Below are 17,892 nucleotides of genomic sequence, written 5' to 3' on the forward strand. Positions count from 1 at the left end.
TATAATTATTTTTTATCAGTTGAGTTTGTTTGTTCTGTTGGTGCTACATATGGTTTGTTTTTCTTTCCAAAAAGAGAAACATTTACGTAACGAGTTGGGTAAAGACGAACATCTTGAAGCAATAATTCAAGCTCTTTTGAAGTTTTGGCTAGATTATTATACAAAGCATCGTCATTTAACAATTTCCCAGCTGTACCTTTTCCTGAATTTAAATTCGTCATTAATCCATCAACTTTAGCTAAAGTCTGATTTAAGCTTCGAACTGTTTTTCCTAAATCGGCCTTGTTTAAAGAATCAGAAATTTTATTAAAGTTGCTTGATACTTTATTAAAATTGGAAACCATTCCATTAATCTGTCCTTTATTGGTATCTAGAATATTGTTTAGACTTCCTGAAGCTTTATGAAACTGCTCCATTGTCCGGCTTAACTCTGCAATAGTTTTCTTTAAATTTTCTTGTGTATTTTTATCTAAAGTATTGTTTAATCCTGTAACCAGATTATCAATATTTACAAGCATTTTATCTAATTTCGCCTGAATCGGTTCAAGTTTTCCTCCTAACGATTCTGTTAATCCAAGTTCCACACTTCCTGAAAGTGTCTGACCTTCGGCCGCAGGTTCTTTGTCTGCAAGATTAGGAATAATTTTAATTTGTTTTCCTCCAATCAAACTTGGAGAATACAAAGCCGCTGTACTTGTTTTAGAAATAGGAAAATCTGTTTTAAGCTGAAGTTCAACTAGTAACTTGCCCGTTGTTTCACTGATGGTAATTTTACTTACTTTACCAATTGCAAGTCCGTTTATGGTGACTGGCGCTGATGGTGCTAAATCCTCTACATTATCATATTCAACAAATAATGTTTTGTAATTTGTAAAAAGATCTCTGCCTTTTAAAAAACTGTAGCCCCAAATAAATAATAATATTGACGCGATGACTAAAATAGCCGTTTTAATTTCTCTTGTTAGTTTCAAAATTCTTAGTGTTTGTACAAAATTAATATAAATATTCGAACTTGTGACTATTATTTAACTGCGTCCTGAATACTGATTTTTTCCCCATCTTTAATTGCAGTTAAAAATGCAGCTCCATATCCTTTACCCTTAGCTTCTTGCAAAAATTTCTTTGCCGCTTCATAATCTGAAGTTTCTTGGTAGAAATATTTATAAATATTATTTTCATAAACCATGGTCACATTTTTTAAGCCTTTAAAATTTTTGGGCTCTAATGTCGTCTTCTTGATACTTGCAATAAGCTGTACTTTATAAAAAGTTCCTTTCACTGCATTTTTCGCAGCAGCAGATGGTTCAGCTGGCTTTGGCTTTTTTGGTGTCGAAGTATCTTTTGCAGGTCTCACATCTGAAAGCTCAGGTATCCCTGAACCAAAATATTCGCTTTTATAGCTTAAAATAGCATCGGCAATTGCTTTTGCAATATCATTTTGTCCTTCTTCAGAATTTAGAATATTTCCTTCTGTCGGGTTAGAAACAAAACCTGTTTCAACCAAAACTCTTGGCATATATGCCTTATGAAGTACCATAAAAGGCGCTTGTTTCACTCCACCTTGTCTCAATTTTTTTCCAAGACGGTCAAAATTATCTTCAATTTTACTCGCTAAAGCAATACTATTATCTAAATACTCTTCCTGCATTAATGTCATTCCGATCATTGATTCTGGCGAATTTGGATCGTAACCTTCATATTTACGCTTATAATCTTTTTCTAATGTAATTACCGAGTTCTCCTTTTTCGCAGCTTCAAGATTCGATGCTACTTTACTCAAACCCATTACATACGTTTCAGTACCATCAGCCGCTGTATTTTTGTTTGCATTACAGTGAATTGAAACAAAAATATTAGAATTAGCTCGGTTTGCAATATTGGCTCTTTCGACCAAATCAATAAACACATCGGTTTTACGAGTATAAATAACATCAACATTGGGGCTTGCTTCTAAAATTTTTCCAACTTTTAGCACAATCGCCAATGCAATATTTTTTTCAATTCGGCCGCTGTAAACAGCTCCAAAGTCATGATCACCGTGTCCGGCATCAAGTGTTACTTTAAAAACATTTGCCTGACTGTAAGCACAAAACGAAATTATAGTTAGAAAAAAACTAAATAATAGCCTAGTTTTGTTAAATATATTCATAAATCTAAAAGTTAATTTTAATAAAATGCAACTGTTATAATTTTTGCAATTGATTATTTTTGCCAAAAAATTATATGTAAGTTTGACATGTCAAAAAACAAGCCATACTTTTACAAAAATAGCATTTAAACCTTTGCATACAAACTTATTTAATATCGTTTTAATATCATTTTTCCTAACACTAGGATATGGTAAAGTATATTCACAAGATATAAAAAACCCAAAAAAGCCCTTACCTACTGTAAAACAAACAGATAAAGCTTCAACTGCAAAATCTGATGCTGCAAAAGAAAAAGACAAATCTGTTAATACTAAAATTGATACAGTAAAAGTAGACAGCATTAAACCTACAAAGACTTTTCTTGACGGAAAAGTAAGATACAAAGCAAAAGACTATGCCACTTTTGACAAAAAGAAAAAAACACTTACACTCTATAATGAAGCAGAACTATATTATAAAGATGTAGAATTAAAATCCGGAATCATTGTTCTAGATTATGCAAAAGACGAAGTGTATGCCGGAAGAATAAAAGATTCTGCCGGGGTTTTAACTCAATACCCAAACTTCAAGCAAGGATCAAATGAAGTGCAACCCGATTCTATTCGATTTAATTTTAAAACAAAAAAAGCTTTAATCTTCAATTCAAGAACAGAACAAGGCGAATTTAAAATAAAAGCTGCAGTTACTAAAAAAGAGAACGATTCTGTTTACTTTTTAAGAGGCGCGCGCTTTACTACATCAACAGATGTCGATAATCCAGAATATTATTTCCAGACGAACAAAGTAAAATTTGTTCCCGGAAAAAAAGTAGTAACCGGTCTTACCAATATGGTTATTGCCGATGTTCCAACTCCGCTAGCCTTGCCGTTTGCTTATTTTCCAATGAGCGAAGAAAAAAGTGTCTCAGGAATTATTATTCCTAGTTATAACGACTCAAATACAAGAGGTTTCTCTTTACAAAATGGAGGATATTATTTTGCTTTAAGCGATAATTATGACTTGACCGTTTTAGGAGATTATTATACCAACGGAAGTTATGCCATGCGCTTTGAATCGGCGTATGCCACAAGATATAAATACAGAGGAAATATCAATGTCCGTTTTGAGAATTTGATCAACAGCGAAAGAGGTTATCCAGATTATTCGAAACAAAACATCTACAACATTCAGTGGTCGCACTCAAAAGATACTAAATCAAATCCAAATTCTACGTTTTCTGCTTCGGTAAACATGGGTAGCAGTAAGTATTTTAAACAATCCATTAATCAGGCAAACATTGGTTCTAACTTGAATAATACTTTAAGTTCGTCCATTTCATGGAATAAAACTTTTAATACAATTCCACAAGCCAGAATAGCTTTAACAGCAACACATTCACAAAACACACAAACAGAAGTCATTAATATGACTTTACCTTCGCTTCAAGCAAGTATAGATCGTATTTATCCTTTTGTTGGAAAAGACGGAGTAAAAAAAGGTTTTATAAAAAACATCAACTTACAGTATAACTTAAGCGGAAAAAACAGCTTTGTAACAACCGATTCTCTATTCTTTAAACCACAAATGTTTAAAGATGCACAAATTGGTATGCAGCATACAATTCCATTAAGTACCAACTTTAAGCTTTTCAAGTATTTTAGTGCCGGAATGGCAACGAACTACCAAGAAACTTGGGTAACTAAAACAATCGATCGAAGCTACGACGCAGATCAAAGCAAAGTTGTAGATCAAACTGTAAATGGCTTTGACGCTTTTAGAACGTATAATTTCAGTTCAAATTTAGGAACTACAATTTACGGAACCTTTAATTTTGGTGCAGACAAAAAAATTCAATCAATTCGTCACGTAATGCGTCCGTCTATTACTTACGCATATACACCAAGTTTTGAAAAATACTACGACACCTATGCAGTTGATGCTTCTGGCCGAATAACAACAGAATATACCCGATTTGAAAACGGTGTTTATGGTGCTCCTGGAAAAGAAAACTCAAACATAGTAGGCTTTTCTTTAAGCAACACTTTTGAAGCAAAAGTAAGAGACAGTGACAGCACAAAGACTGAACCTAAAAAAATCATGCTTTTGAACAACTTAAACTTCAGCACAAGTTACAATTTCAATGCAGACGGCAGGCAAAATTTAGCTTGGCAACCTTTACTTGTATCTGGAGGAACACAGTTTTTTGATAACAAAATGAATATGAATTTTGGTGCTACGTTAGATCCTTATGCCATTGATAATTCTGGAACAAGAATTAACACCTATAATATTGATAACGGAGGAAGTTTGTTTAGAATGACAAGTGCCAATGTTACCTTAAACTATTCATTTTCTAATAAAGGCGGAGACAAAGAAAAAACCAACACACAAAGTCAGCGAAACGGAGGACGTAACGATGATTTATTCGGAACCAATACTGACTTAACCGATAGTAGAAACAGTCAGTTTGCAAATGAAAAAGATGATGATGAAGATGTTATAACAGAATTTTTCAATGCAAAAATTCCTTGGGATATGACACTTGCTTATTCATTGACTTACTCTAATATCAACAGAGAAAATAAAATAAGCGGTAACTCCATCATGGTTTCTATCAATACTGATATTACGCCAAAATGGAAAGGCGGGGTTTCTACAGGGTACGATTTTGTACAAAAAGGAGTTACTTTTACTCAATTCCGTTTTGAAAGAGATTTGCTAAGTTGGAGAATGGCTTTTAACTGGCAACCGCTAGGAACAAATTCTAACTGGAATTTCTTCATCGGAATTAAATCTGGTGTCTTAAGTGACATTAAATGGAACAAACGAAGCGTTTCAAACCGCTAAACAATTTTCGAATCAAAATACTTTCATTATGAAAAAAATCATTTTTACCGAAAAAGCTCCGGCTCCAATCGGTCCGTATAATCAAGCTGTTTTATCAGGAAACACACTTTATGCATCTGGACAAATTGCTATTAATCCAGCATCAGGAGAACTTGTTACTGATAATATTAATGACGAAACAAAGCAAGTAATGGAAAATATCGCTGCTATTTTAGAAGCTGCCGATATGACTTTTGAAAATGTTGTTAAAGCTACAATCTTCATCATGGACATGAATAATTTTGCAGCCATAAACACCGTTTACGGATCTTATTTTAACGAAAAAACCGCTCCAGCTCGTGAAACGGTTCAAGTGGCATGTCTGCCAAAAAATGTAAATGTTGAAATATCTATAATTGCTGTGCAATAGCATCTAATAATAATTGTGCCGTTGCTTCATTTGTTGCCAGCGGCACATTATGCACATCGCAAACACGGATCAGCATATTGATATCAGCTTCATGCGGATGACTAGATAAAGGATCTTTAAAAAAGAAAACCATTTTAGTAATTCCTTCCGCAACCCTTCCAGCAATTTGCGCATCACCGCCCAACGGGCCAGAAAGCATTCTTTGCGTCTTAAATCCAGCAGCTTCTGCTTTTCCTCCAGTTGTTCCGGTACCAATAAGTCTGATTTTTTCATTATGAAGAACAGCTTCATTCTTAATCAAAAAATCAATTAAATCTGCTTTTTTTCCGTCATGTGCAATAATTGCAATTTCCATAAACCCAGAACTATTGATTAGCAACATGGTAAGCAATTAAACCGTCAATAGGTCTTCTTAAAACATTTCCTAATTTAAGTTCGTATTTATCGAAAGTTTCTTGTAATTCATCTTTTAAATAAAATGCAATAGAACCTACGAAATGCACTGGAACTTCTTTACAGTTGTCAAACTGCTTAATATAGTTTTTAACGAAAGATTTCATTCCTTTGAAAATGATTTTTCTACAGAATTCAGTGTCTTTATGTTTAATTAAAAACTTTGCAAAAGTTGCTAAATATGCATTTGGATTTGGCTCCTTATATAATTTATTTTTAATAAAATCAGGATCAACGTCGTACTCTTTTTCAAGCTCAAGCGCTAATTCTTTAGGCATTTTATTAAAGTAATACTTTCTGATTAATTCTTTTCCAAAAACGTTCCCACTACAATCATCCATTACAATGTAACCTAATGACTGAACTTTTTGATGCAATACTTTTCCATCAAAATAACTGCAGTTAGAACCTGTTCCCAAGATTGAAACGATTGCTTCTTCCCCTTTAGGAGTTGTTGCATAAACAGCAGCGTAAGTATCTTCTTGAACATCTACAATAGCGTTAGTAAAATACTCCTGAAAGATAAGTTTCAAAGCTTCTTTCATTCTGTCTGTTCCGCATCCTGCTCCATAAAAGAACAAATGAGAAGCATTTTTTTTGTTTTGTAAAATATCAAAACGATCATTTAATCTTGCAATTATTTCTGGACCGTCAAGAATTTCAGGGTTTAACCCTAAAGTTTGTGTGGTGAATAATACTTTTCCATTATCATCAATTGCAATCCAGTCTGCTTTAGTAGATCCACTATCAACTATTAATTTCATTTTATTTTTTGTTTTTGGTTAGTTTTTCTTCATTTAAATAAAAAGTGTATTTTTTACATTAATTAAAGACGTAACAAAATAAGAAAATCCCGTTACTTTGAAATAACGGGATTTTGCAAAAATATATATTATTATTTTAAACCTGCAATATGTACAGATAAATCAATTAATTTACTTGAGTATCCGTACTCATTGTCATACCAAGATACTAATTTGAAGAAAGTTGAATTTAAACCAATTCCTGCAGTAGCATCAACGATTGAAGTTCTTTTGTCAGAAATAAAATCTTGAGAAACAACAGCGTCTTCAGTATATCCTAAGATACCTTTCAATTCGTTTTCTGAAGCTTTTTTCAATACAGCCATAATTTCTTCGTAAGAAGTCTCTTTAGCCAATTTCACTGTTAAATCTACTGTAGAAACGTCAGCAGTAGGAACACGGAAAGCCATACCAGTTAATTTTCCATTTAAAGCTGGAATAACTTTTCCAACCGCTTTAGCAGCACCTGTTGAAGAAGGAATGATATTGATTGCAGCTGCACGTCCGCCTCTCCAGTCTTTTCTAGAAGGTCCGTCAGCAGTCATTTGAGTTGAAGTAGTCGCGTGAACAGTTGTCATTAAACCTTCAACAATTCCAAAGTTATCATTAATAACTTTAGCTAATGGAGCTAAACAGTTTGTAGTACAAGAAGCATTAGAAACAACTAAATCAGAAGCTTGTGCCGTTTCGTGGTTAACTCCCATTACAAACATTGGAGCGTCAGCAGATGGAGCAGAAATAATAACTTTTTTAGCTCCTCCTTTTAAGTGTTCGCTTGCAGTCTCAATAGTTGTGAAAATACCAGTACATTCAGCAACTACGTCAACATCAACTTCGTTCCATTTTAAGTCAGCTGGATTTCTTTCAGCAGTGATACGGATATTTCTTCCGTTTACATAAAGTTTTCCTTCTTTAACTTCTACAGTTCCGTTGAAACGACCGTGAACTGAATCATATTTTAATAAGTACGCTAAGTGATCTACATCTAATAAATCATTGATTGCTACAACCTCTACATTATCTCTATTGAAAGACTCTCTAAAAACGATTCTTCCGATACGTCCAAATCCGTTTATTCCTAATTTTACTTTTGACATTTTACTAATTTTTTGCTTTTGTTTTTATTACACTAATTTTAAAGTCTAATTTCCTCACAATAAACTTCTTTCCTTTTTTAAACTTTTATTTATTAGGTCGACATAATGTCTGACACTCTTAATAATTCTCTATCAATTTCTGATTTTCCTTTAATTGCCTGTTCAAGAGGTGTTAAAACAACTTTATCTTCTTTAAGTCCAACCATATAATTTGATTTTCCTTCAATTAAAGATTCTACAGCTTTTACTCCTAAACGGCTTGCCAATACACGGTCAAAACAAGATGGAGAACCACCACGCTGCATGTGTCCTAAAACAGAAACTCTTACGTCATACTCTGGTAAATTAGCTTCAACGTAATCCTTTAATTCGAATACATTTTTACCAATTTTATCACCCTCGGCAATAACTACTATACTTGATGATTTTCCTGAAGCTTTACTTTTTTGAAGTGAATCTAATAGACGATCTAAACCTAAATCTTCTTCAGGAATAAGGATTTCTTCTGCTCCCGCTCCAATTCCGGCATTAAGAGCAATATGTCCAGCGTCTCTACCCATAACCTCAACAAAAAACAGACGGTTATGTGAACTTGCTGTATCTCTAATTTTATCAATACAATCTACTACTGTATTTAAAGCTGTATCATATCCTAAAGTATGACTTGTACCATAAATATCATTATCAATTGTTCCTGGAATTCCCATTACTGGAAAATTATATTCTGAATTAAATATCAATCCTCCGGTAAAACTTCCGTCTCCACCAATAACCACTAGAGCATCAACTCCAGCTTTCACAAGATTATCGTGAGCTTTTTTTCTACCTTCTGGGGTTCTAAACTCAACTGAACGAGCCGATTTTAAGATCGTTCCGCCTTTGTTTACAATATTATTAACGCTTCGAGGGCCCATTTCTTTAAAATCTCCTTCGATCATTCCTTGATACCCTCTATAAATTCCTATGCATTCTATATTATGATAAGCACATGTTCGAACAACTGATCGTATTGCAGCATTCATTCCTGGCGAGTCTCCTCCTGAGGTTAGAACGCCAACTTTTTTTATTGTTTTTGGCATTATTTAAGTATTAAGTTGTAAAATTAGCAAACATTCAGCACTTTTCTGGCTATGTTTATCATAATTTAATAAAATATGTTAAATTCAAACGTTTTCGTTAATAAGTTTTTTGATACCAAAAAATTCATTTAAAATAATAAAAGGCACATATTTTAATTAAATCCTTAAAATTAACAATACATAAATGAAGTGTTACAAAACTGCGAAGTACACTTCGTTTTGAAAAAGTGTTTAAACCTCTAAATTTAGCATAAAAAAAAACCATTATGAGAATAATGGTTTATAATTGGATTTTTTTTAACAATATCTTAAAAGTCGTCATTATCAGGAATTAAGCCCTGATTATTATTTTGAGGTTGTGGCTTCTTCTCTTCTTCTTTTTTATCAGATTTCTTTTTGTTTTTATCTGCGTCTTTTTTTGTTGTAAAATTGATATAATCTGGATTTAAATAAGAATCCTGAACATCATCAGTTGAACCTTTTATAGTACGTTCTAATTTATGGCTTTTAAACAGTTTGTTCACTAATTCACTGAAAGTATCAAAATCGACTTCATACGAAATACCTACACCTTGCGTATAACCAATTCCTTGTCCTATATAATTAATATCATTTTCTTTATTGAAAAGTCTAAGATTCATTGAGCCGTCTTCATTAACTCGGTACAGAATTTCAATATCTCCCACAATAGCAGATTCATTTACTCCTCCTACCGGTACTCCGACTTTTCCGTTAATGGAAATTTTTTCATTAATCTGCGATGAAATATTGGCCACAAACTGCCCATCTGCTTCTTGACCAATTCGTTTATCTGCCGAAATAAAGTTCAAATCGATATTAAACTTATCATTGTCTGATTTGATTATTCCACCTAACAAACTTGCAGCCGTTTCTGCAAATGTACCTGATAAATCACTTTGATTAAATCCATCCGGACTCATAAATGAACCTGTCGAAAGCAAATACAAAGCCTGAGTCTGACGAACGTCTTTATCATCCAACTTATATTGTATCTCCGATTTTAAAACACTGCTCACAGAAGGAAACTGAATATCAAAATTAGGATCAGGACTTGTCAAATCTCCTCTTAAACCAATCACAACTTCAACTGGCACCTTTTTATTGAAAGAAGAATTCTCCAGCAATACGGCAGGATTTGCGGATGTTCTATAAACTGCTTCTAAATTCAACTGGGCTTTCATTGGGTTTCCTTCCCAAATAATAGATCCACCTTTTTTGACAGCAAACTTTTTATCGATCAAACCACCATATTTAAAATTATAGGTTCCTTCATATGCCTGGAAATCTCCCCACATATTAAACTTGCCCAGCGTATTAATTTTAAACAATAATGAACCGTAGCCTTTTCCTTTCATACCGTGTCCGGAATTCCTGTCCAAGATTACTTCGACTTCCGCATCTGGCGTAATATCAAAATCAAATTCTAATTCAAGTCCGTTATAATTTCTTGTTTTTTCAACTATTCCGTTGGCCAGATTATACTTTTCCTTTGGCGTCACAAAATGTATCCAACTGCTTTCTGCAACACTTTGCGCATTGCTTATCGGAATTTTTACCTCGGTTCCTTTTTCAGATTTGGCATCAACTTTAATAAACAAACCATCTGTAGGCCCTTTAATACTAGCTGTTCCGTTTATAAATGCTGTTCCAAAATACGCCGCATCTTCACTATCTTTTGTATCAAGCGCCAGCAATCTTTTTGAAGTAATTGTTAAATCCAGTTTCCAGTCGCCAAAATTATGATGTTCAATTGTGCCGTTTAAAAGCCCTTTTGTTTTGTATTTTGTATCTGTCAACTGATTATTTCTAAACAAAAACTTTTCATCTGTCAAATCAATTACAGTTCGATCGCTTAATTCATAATCTGTGTTTAAGTACGGAATTGTCATTCCGGCTTTTTCAACATACAATCGCCCATTGATTTCAGGTTTTTTCAAATTCCCAACAACAGCCGCATTTCCAGAAACCGAGCCTCGTACATTTGATATAACATCACCGCCAACTGTTCCTAAAGTCGCTAGATTAAATCCTTCAAGCTTTAAATTCAAATCTAAAAACGTCTCTTTATTTTCAATGGCAAAAGTTCCATTTGCTTTAAACGATTCAGTAAAACCATTTTGAATAGAAGAATTTATCGTAAATTTTCTAAAACTTTCATCTCCTGAAATATCAAAATTCAGCGTTCCTAATTCGGTTTTATTCAAATTAAGATGATCGATTTTAATAGAAGCGGTGGGCTGATAAACATTTTTATTTTGTTTATAATTGACACTTCCATTCAAATTTCCGTTAAAAACAAATTTGGAAGTTAAAGGCGTAATTTTATTAATATCAACATCTTCAAAATTCAAGACGAGATCTTTATAATCTTTTCCTTTTATAACTCCGTTTAAATCAATTTTTTGATTTTCATGTGATAAAACAATATTATCAAAGGTGAAATTTTTAAAATATTGATCAATAATAATTTGATTATCCTTCTCTGCATCTTCATTTAAATACCATATATAGTCTTTAAACTTCATCTCCGATTTTTTAATCCCAACGATGTTGTTTTTATTCTTATCGATAGTATGAAACAAATCGAGATTAAAATAATCCTGGCCTTTATCACCGCCCTTAAACTCGGAACGAACAAACAATGTATCCTTTGATGTTACATTAATCAGGTTAAAATCACGAATTTTATAGTATGGCGTTTTAATACTATCCAGCTCCACAAATGCGTTGTAAAGCGTGTTTTTATTATCAATATTGATACGGATATTATCAAAAGTGTTTTTAGCAGCGGTAATCTTTTGAGATTTGAATCTAAATTTAAATTCCTGAAGATCTGCATCAATTTTACCTCTAACAACTGTCGATGAATCAATGTTAATTTCTGGATAAAGCATTTCGACAACTTTATCGTAAACATGAAAATTGAAACGTAAAAACTGTCCTTTTCTAACTTTATAAGGTTTATAATTAGTGTATAAACTTCCAACCGAATTCATAACTAGCTTATCCAGCTGATCAAAGCGAAATTTCCCAACAATTTTTCCGTTTACAACATCCGAAGAGTTAATAGTAATGGTACGAAGTCTGTCGGCATCAAAACTGGAGTTGATTGTTATATCATCAAAAGCATAGGTATTCTTAGGATTTTTATATACCGCATCTTTTATGTAAATATTTCCCTGAAGATTTTCGATCGAGTTTCCAGAAACTTCAACAACTGCATCTCCATTAAAATGAGAAATGGAATCCGACACAAATTTCAATTTTCGCAAATCGGCATTTTCAACGTTAATATGAAAATCATATTTGTTTTCGCGTTTGCTTAAATCTACCAAACCATCAAAAGTCAAACTTAAATTTGGGTCGTTTACAGAAACTTCTCCTTTATAATAAGGCAATTTAAAATTACCATTTACAGTTATATTATTATAGGTGTATTTATTATAATCTAATTTTATAATATCACCTTTTATAATCGTATTTAAATATTTCTCAGTAAAGCCAACACCGTCAACATCTAAATTTAAAGTTGTAAGGCCAAGATCTTTTCGTCCTAGCAAGGCTCCAATATTAAAATTATCCAAAATAACATTGCCCGAATACGAAGCTTTATCAATGAAATCCATATTATTCATATGAATGTCTGCTTCACCGTTCCCTAGATCGGTAGTCATTTTAAATTTAGCTTCAAGATCAGTTGTGGAGACTTTTGCTTTTCCAACAATATTGAATTTCCCAATCTTTTGAAGTTCTTTCGGAAGTTTTTTCCCTAATACATTTGGCAGTAAAACAACAAGATTATCATAGCTGGAAATCAGTTTATCAAACTTTCCATCCATTGAAAACTTTTGCATTTTATCGCCCAGAAGATTTTTGAAATTGATGTTTCCAACAATTCTCGAACCATTTGTATCTGATAATCTTAATCCACGAAGATTTAAATTATTTAATGGTCCGTTTAGTTTGGTTTTAATTTTAAAACGTTGATTTCTTCCTAATCCATCATAAAAAAACCTAATATCGTTTGAAGCAATTGAAGCTGAATCGATTGCAACATCAAACTTTACTTTATCTGTAAAATGAAGAAAATCCTCGACTTTATAATTCAAAATAGCATAACCATAAATTGAAGATCTTTTGGTTTTTATTGCCAGATTTTCGACTTTAATTCGTTTTTTGGTATAACTGAATTTTCCAGCGAAATTAGAAACATACAAACCGCGATGATCTTGAAATGAAAATCTGTGGATATTTGTATTTACATCAGGACCATAAAGTTTAAAATCACTTATGTAAGCGTTTAACTTTGTAAATTCAAGGAATTTTGGAGTTTTTTTATTTTCATCAATAACAGAGAAAAAACCTTTTGAAATGTAAGCATTTCGAGCTGTAAGCAAAAAATGCTTTTTGGATTTTGAAGGTTTTCCGGTTTCAAACAATTTGACAAACTTGTTTATATTGTTCTCGTCTTCATTTTTATAGGTTTTTAAATTAAAAATCAAACCAGTCAAACGAAGATCACCAAAAATAAGATCACCATCCATCAATCTTTTAAAACTTAAAATATCGGTTGTAATAATTTCAGAAGCAATCATTACTTTTTTATGATGGTCTAAAATCAATACATCTTTTAGTTTTACACCACCAAAAATATTGATTGCCACTTTTCCTACCGTAATATTGGCATTAAAATCTTCTCTAAGAGAATCTGTGGCGTATCTGGCAATTTTTGTTTGTACAACAGGCAAAGACAGTATGATAGCGACTGCTAACAAAAGTAAAATCAACCCAATTAGGGTTCTGGATACTATTTTCTTTACTTTTTTGATAGCTGCTTTAATTTTAGTTTTCTTTTAAATTTATTTTGCACAGACAAAGAACGGCTGTTATTGATAAAAATTCTTTAATTTTGGCTTCTTCTTATAATCGAAGAAAATTAAAAATTTGATTCGTCAAATATAATTCAAAATTTGTGCCTTTATATGCAAAATTCAGAGGTTTTTATACTTGCCATTGAAAGTTCCTGCGATGATACTGCGGCTGCAGTTTTACATAACGATAAAGTACTCTCAAATGTTGTTGCCAACCAGTTAATTCACAACCAATATGGCGGTGTAGTTCCTGAACTGGCCTCAAGAGCGCACCAACAAAATATCGTTCCCGTAATTGACGCCGCGCTTCGTAAAGCAAATATACAAAAAGAACAGCTAAGCGCCATTGCTTTTACACAAGGACCGGGCTTAATGGGTTCACTGCTTGTTGGAGGTTCTTTCAGCAAATCATTATCACTGGCGCTAAAAATTCCGCTTATCGCTGTAAATCACATGCATGCCCATATTTTAGCGCATTTTATAGATGAAGAAGGATTTGACAAACCTGAGTTTCCTTTTCTAGCATTAACAATTAGTGGCGGACATACACAGATTGTAAAAGTGAACAGCTTTTTTGATATGGAAATCATAGGCGAGACTACTGATGACGCGGTTGGAGAAGCTTTTGACAAAAGTGCCAAAATTCTTGGACTTCCTTATCCAGGCGGGCCATTAATTGATAAATATGCGAAAGAAGGAAATCCGAAAGCATTTCAATTTACTAAACCAAAAGTTCCTGGATTAGACTTTAGTTTCTCTGGATTAAAAACGGCAATTTTATATTTTATTCAAAAGAACAAACAAGAAAACCCAAATTTCATTGACGAAAATCTAAATGATATTTGTGCTTCTATTCAGCATACTATAATCGAAATTTTGATGGATAAACTGAAATTGGCCGTAAAAGAAACCGGAATCAAGCAAATTGCTATTGGCGGTGGAGTTTCGGCAAATTCAGGAATCAGAACTACTCTAAAAGAAGCAGAAGGCAAATATGGCTGGAAAACTTTTATTCCAAAATTCGAATATACAACAGATAATGCTGCAATGATTGGAATTGTAGGTTATCAAAAATATTTATCAAAACGTTTTGAAGATGCATCTGTAGTTTCGAAAGCGCGAATTCAATTTTAATTATGCAATTATTTTACAACCCTAATATTGACGAAACTACCCAAACTTTTTCATTTGACAAAGAAGAAAGCCGTCATATAATAAAGGTTTTACGCAAAAAAGATGCAGATATTCTGCATGTTACAAATGGCCAAGGATTGTTATTTGAAACCGAAATTACTTTGGCTTCAGATAATAAATGCATTGTTGATGTCTTGTCAATCAAAAAATCTGAGGAATCAAAATTTCGTTTGCATTTAGCTGTTGCGCCAACCAAAATGAATGATCGTTTTGAATGGTTTTTAGAAAAAGCGACAGAAATTGGAATTCAGGAAATCACACCAATCTTTTGTGACAGATCTGAGAGAAAAGCAGTAAATGCAGAGCGTTTTGAAAAAATCATTCTGGCTGCAATGAAACAGTCAAATGAAACTTTTCTTCCAAAATTAAATCCAGCTGTTTCGTTTAAAGAATTCATTAAACAAAAAAATACAGGATTGCAATTCATTGCGCATTGTGAAGAAACCAACAAAAAGTCACTTAAAGAAGCTTTGAAACCAAATGAAAATGTAACTTTATTAATTGGTCCAGAAGGTGATTTTTCTGAAAAAGAAATTGCATTGGCAATCGAAAATAATTTTCAGCCGGTTACTTTAGGAAATACACGTTTACGCACTGAAACTGCTGCGGTTGTCGCCTGCCATAGTGTTGTATTTTTTAATGAAGTTTAATCATTATCTTGTCATTTCAACTAAGAAAACTCGAAATGGCAAAGACATATAAAATTGTATGAAAAAAATATTCTTGTTGTTTTTATTGATTTCAATCTCTTCTTTTTCGCAGGAAATCGCTTTGCTTAAATACAGTGGCGGAGGCGATTGGTATGCAAACCCAACTTCTTTGCCAAATCTTATTCGTTTTTGCAATTCGAATATTAATACCAGAATAAAAGCGAAACCTTCAACGGTTGAACCAAGCAATCCTGATTTACTTTCTTATCCTTTTGTACATATGACGGGGCATGGAAATGTAGTTTTTAGTGATTCTGATATCAGTAATTTAAGAAACTACCTCAACTCTGGAGGTTTTCTGCACATCGATGATAATTATGGAATGGATCAGTATATTCGAAAAGAAATCAAAAAGATATTCCCAAATAATGATTTAACTGAACTTCCTGCAAATCATCCAATTTTTCAAAAACCATTTTCTTTTCCCAATGGACTTCCAAAAATTCATGAGCATGATGGGACTCGTCCACAGGCTTTTGGAATTTTTGTCGAAAACAAATTGGTTTTGCTTTATACCTACGAATGTGATTTAGGTGATGGCTGGGAAGATCCTGAAGTTCATAATGATCCAACCAATGTTCGAGACAAAGCCTTAAAAATGGGTGCAAATATCATCAATTACATCTTTACCAACTAATTACAATCAAAGTGCAGCTCACTCACAAAGAAAATCAATTTGAAAGAAAAACGTTTCCAATAACTTTAGTCTGTGATCACATTTATTTTCAACAGAATATTGGTTCGCTTTTTAGAATCAGTGAAGCTTTTGGAGTTGAAAACATCATTTTTTTAGGAAAAGATATTCCGCTGACGCCAAGAAAAATAAATAAAACTTCTCGAAGTACACATTTGCATGTTCCGCACACTGTTATTGAAGAAACTTCAGCTTTAATAACGTATCTTCTTGAAAACAGTTTCGAAATTATTTCACTCGAAATTACAAGCAACAGTAAACCTCTAAAAGAAGTCATCATTCCTGATAATCAAAAAATTGCGCTCATTATTGGAAATGAGATCAACGGAATTTCAGATGAGCTTTTGCAAATTTCACATCAAATTGTGCACATAAATATGTTTGGAAAAAACAGCAGCATGAATGTTGTGCAAGCTGCAAGTATAACTTTGTACGAATTTACTTCTTAATAATTAAACCCTAATTTTTGTAGGAATCAAGCTGTACGGGCTGTTGTAAAAATCTGACAAAATATTTGTTATAAAAATTTGGCTACAAAACGAATTTGTTATAAAATTGCGTTATAGTTAACCAAATTTAATTTTTTATAACAAAAACCCAAATTATTATGAAAAAGATTTTTATTACCGCAGTTGCAGCGTTAATGCTGTTTTCTTGTCAAAATGACCAAAATGAAGCAGCTAACTCAGAAGCTAGTGCCGCGACTTTACGTTCTTGTGCTTCGCAAGATGTATTAGAAGCACAATTAAAGGCAGATCCGATGCAGGCCATCAGAATGAACGAGATTGAAGCATTTACAAATGAACAATTGCTAAAAGGATTTTCTGGCCGTTTAGTAAATGGCAAAATTGAAATTCCTGTTGTTGTGAATGTTTTATACAAAACAACTGCACAAAACATTTCAAACGCACAGATTCAAACACAGATTGACGTGCTAAACAAAGATTTTAATGCTTTGAACTCAGATTACAACAGTGTTCCTGCTTTGTTTGCTGGAGTAAAAGCAAACATCGGAATTACATTTGTGCTGGATCAAGTTATCCGAAAATCGACAACCAAAACATCTTGGGGCACAAATGATGCCATGAAAAAAACTGCTCAGGGCGGCATTGCTCCAACATCTCCTACAACAAAACTTAACCTTTGGTCTTGCGCTATTGGAGGAGGAATTTTAGGTTATGCACAATTTCCTGGAGGCGCTTCATCTACAGATGGAGTTGTTATTGATTCTCGTTATTTCGGTTTATCGGGTGCTGCAAATGCTCCTTTTAATTTAGGAAGAACGGCTACTCACGAAGTAGGTCACTGGATGAATTTGCGCCACATTTGGGGCGATGCAACTTGCGGAAGCGATTTAGTATCTGATACTCCAACGCACAATACTGCAAATTATGGTGTGCCAGCATATCCGCACTATAGCACTTGCTCTGGAACTCCAGTTGAAATGACAATGAACTATATGGATTACGTTGATGACAATGCCATGTATATGTTCTCTACAGGTCAAAAAAGCAGAATGACTGCAATATTCGCTACTGGCGGACCAAGAGCTGCTTTTGCACAATAAACCATTATACAAACCAAA

14 protein-coding genes are annotated in these 17,892 nt (G+C 33.2%); 7 read left to right on the plus strand and 7 right to left on the minus strand.

Features of this window, described 5'->3' with window-relative positions:
- Window positions 1–5 precede the first annotated feature (5 nt).
- Both EV145_RS20205 and EV145_RS20210 read right to left on the minus strand, forming a co-directional pair.
- A complete protein-coding gene (locus EV145_RS20205) occupies window positions 6–971 on the minus strand; it encodes an MlaD family protein (RefSeq protein ID WP_133527000.1) in 966 nt (321 codons plus the stop codon).
- A gap of 50 nt (window positions 972–1,021) precedes the next feature.
- A complete protein-coding gene (locus EV145_RS20210; protein ID WP_133527001.1) occupies window positions 1,022–2,149 on the minus strand; it encodes an N-acetylmuramoyl-L-alanine amidase in 1,128 nt (375 codons plus the stop codon).
- 82 nt (window positions 2,150–2,231) lie between these two features.
- On the opposite strand from EV145_RS20210, the gene EV145_RS20215 reads away from it, so the two are divergent.
- Together EV145_RS20215 and EV145_RS20220 are read left to right on the plus strand one after the other, a co-directional pair.
- Window positions 2,232–4,976, plus strand: a complete 2,745-nt coding sequence (locus EV145_RS20215) for a putative LPS assembly protein LptD (protein WP_166638496.1) — start codon at window positions 2,232–2,234, stop codon at window positions 4,974–4,976.
- A gap of 28 nt (window positions 4,977–5,004) precedes the next feature.
- Complete coding sequence (locus tag EV145_RS20220; protein WP_133527003.1) at window positions 5,005–5,385, plus strand: RidA family protein; 381 nt, start codon at window positions 5,005–5,007, stop codon at window positions 5,383–5,385.
- On the opposite strand, the gene EV145_RS20225 is transcribed toward EV145_RS20220, so the two are convergent.
- The 5 genes from EV145_RS20225 to EV145_RS20245 all read right to left on the minus strand — a co-directional run bounded on the left by EV145_RS20225 (window position 5,366) and on the right by EV145_RS20245 (window position 13,625).
- Window positions 5,366–5,740: a methylglyoxal synthase gene (locus EV145_RS20225; RefSeq protein ID WP_111379227.1), complete on the minus strand. Its 375-nt coding sequence runs from the start codon at window positions 5,738–5,740 to the stop codon at window positions 5,366–5,368. The genes EV145_RS20220 and EV145_RS20225 overlap by 20 nt on opposite strands.
- A 10-nt stretch (window positions 5,741–5,750) precedes the next feature.
- Complete coding sequence (locus tag EV145_RS20230) at window positions 5,751–6,602, minus strand: N-acetylglucosamine kinase (RefSeq protein ID WP_133527004.1); 852 nt, start codon at window positions 6,600–6,602, stop codon at window positions 5,751–5,753.
- Between the two features lie 131 nt (window positions 6,603–6,733).
- Window positions 6,734–7,738 (minus strand): type I glyceraldehyde-3-phosphate dehydrogenase, encoded by a 1,005-nt coding sequence (gene gap, locus EV145_RS20235; RefSeq protein WP_133527005.1) that lies wholly within the window; start codon window positions 7,736–7,738, stop codon window positions 6,734–6,736.
- Between the two features lie 92 nt (window positions 7,739–7,830).
- Window positions 7,831–8,817, minus strand: a complete 987-nt coding sequence (gene pfkA / locus EV145_RS20240; RefSeq protein WP_133527006.1) for a 6-phosphofructokinase — start codon at window positions 8,815–8,817, stop codon at window positions 7,831–7,833.
- A 308-nt stretch (window positions 8,818–9,125) separates the two neighbouring features.
- Window positions 9,126–13,625: a translocation/assembly module TamB domain-containing protein gene (locus tag EV145_RS20245; protein ID WP_243739296.1), complete on the minus strand. Its 4,500-nt coding sequence runs from the start codon at window positions 13,623–13,625 to the stop codon at window positions 9,126–9,128.
- Between the two features lie 195 nt (window positions 13,626–13,820).
- Between EV145_RS20245 and tsaD the strand changes: the two genes are divergently transcribed.
- From tsaD to EV145_RS20270, 5 genes are all read left to right on the plus strand, one after another.
- On the plus strand, window positions 13,821–14,843 hold the full coding sequence (gene tsaD, locus EV145_RS20250) for a tRNA (adenosine(37)-N6)-threonylcarbamoyltransferase complex transferase subunit TsaD (RefSeq protein ID WP_133527007.1): 1,023 nt from the start codon (window positions 13,821–13,823) through the stop codon (window positions 14,841–14,843).
- A 2-nt stretch (window positions 14,844–14,845) separates the two neighbouring features.
- Entirely contained in the window at window positions 14,846–15,553 is a 708-nt protein-coding gene (locus tag EV145_RS20255) for a 16S rRNA (uracil(1498)-N(3))-methyltransferase (protein WP_133527008.1), read from the plus strand.
- A 58-nt stretch (window positions 15,554–15,611) separates the two neighbouring features.
- Entirely contained in the window at window positions 15,612–16,250 is a 639-nt protein-coding gene (locus EV145_RS20260; protein ID WP_133527009.1) for a DUF4159 domain-containing protein, read from the plus strand.
- An 11-nt stretch (window positions 16,251–16,261) separates the two neighbouring features.
- Window positions 16,262–16,756, plus strand: coding sequence for a TrmH family RNA methyltransferase (locus EV145_RS20265; protein WP_133527010.1), 495 nt, complete (start codon window positions 16,262–16,264; stop codon window positions 16,754–16,756).
- 158 nt (window positions 16,757–16,914) lie between these two features.
- On the plus strand, window positions 16,915–17,874 hold the full coding sequence (locus EV145_RS20270; protein WP_133527011.1) for a zinc metalloprotease: 960 nt from the start codon (window positions 16,915–16,917) through the stop codon (window positions 17,872–17,874).
- Window positions 17,875–17,892 lie beyond the last annotated feature (18 nt).

It is taken from the genome of Flavobacterium sp. 245, from assembly GCF_004362055.1.
Taxonomy (GTDB): Bacteria; Bacteroidota; Bacteroidia; order Flavobacteriales; family Flavobacteriaceae; genus Flavobacterium.

Coding starts and splice junctions, on each gene's coding strand:
- EV145_RS20210 (WP_133527001.1), bottom strand. CDS start 2,149: ATGAATATATTTAACAAAACTAGGCTATTATTTAGTTTTTTTCTAACT.
- EV145_RS20220 (WP_133527003.1), top strand. CDS start 5,005: ATGAAAAAAATCATTTTTACCGAAAAAGCTCCGGCTCCAATCGGTCCG.
- EV145_RS20225 (WP_111379227.1), bottom strand. CDS start 5,740: ATGGAAATTGCAATTATTGCACATGACGGAAAAAAAGCAGATTTAATT.
- EV145_RS20230 (WP_133527004.1), bottom strand. CDS start 6,602: ATGAAATTAATAGTTGATAGTGGATCTACTAAAGCAGACTGGATTGCA.
- gap (WP_133527005.1), bottom strand. CDS start 7,738: ATGTCAAAAGTAAAATTAGGAATAAACGGATTTGGACGTATCGGAAGA.
- pfkA (WP_133527006.1), bottom strand. CDS start 8,817: ATGCCAAAAACAATAAAAAAAGTTGGCGTTCTAACCTCAGGAGGAGAC.
- tsaD (WP_133527007.1), top strand. CDS start 13,821: ATGCAAAATTCAGAGGTTTTTATACTTGCCATTGAAAGTTCCTGCGAT.
- EV145_RS20255 (WP_133527008.1), top strand. CDS start 14,846: ATGCAATTATTTTACAACCCTAATATTGACGAAACTACCCAAACTTTT.
- EV145_RS20260 (WP_133527009.1), top strand. CDS start 15,612: ATGAAAAAAATATTCTTGTTGTTTTTATTGATTTCAATCTCTTCTTTT.
- EV145_RS20270 (WP_133527011.1), top strand. CDS start 16,915: ATGAAAAAGATTTTTATTACCGCAGTTGCAGCGTTAATGCTGTTTTCT.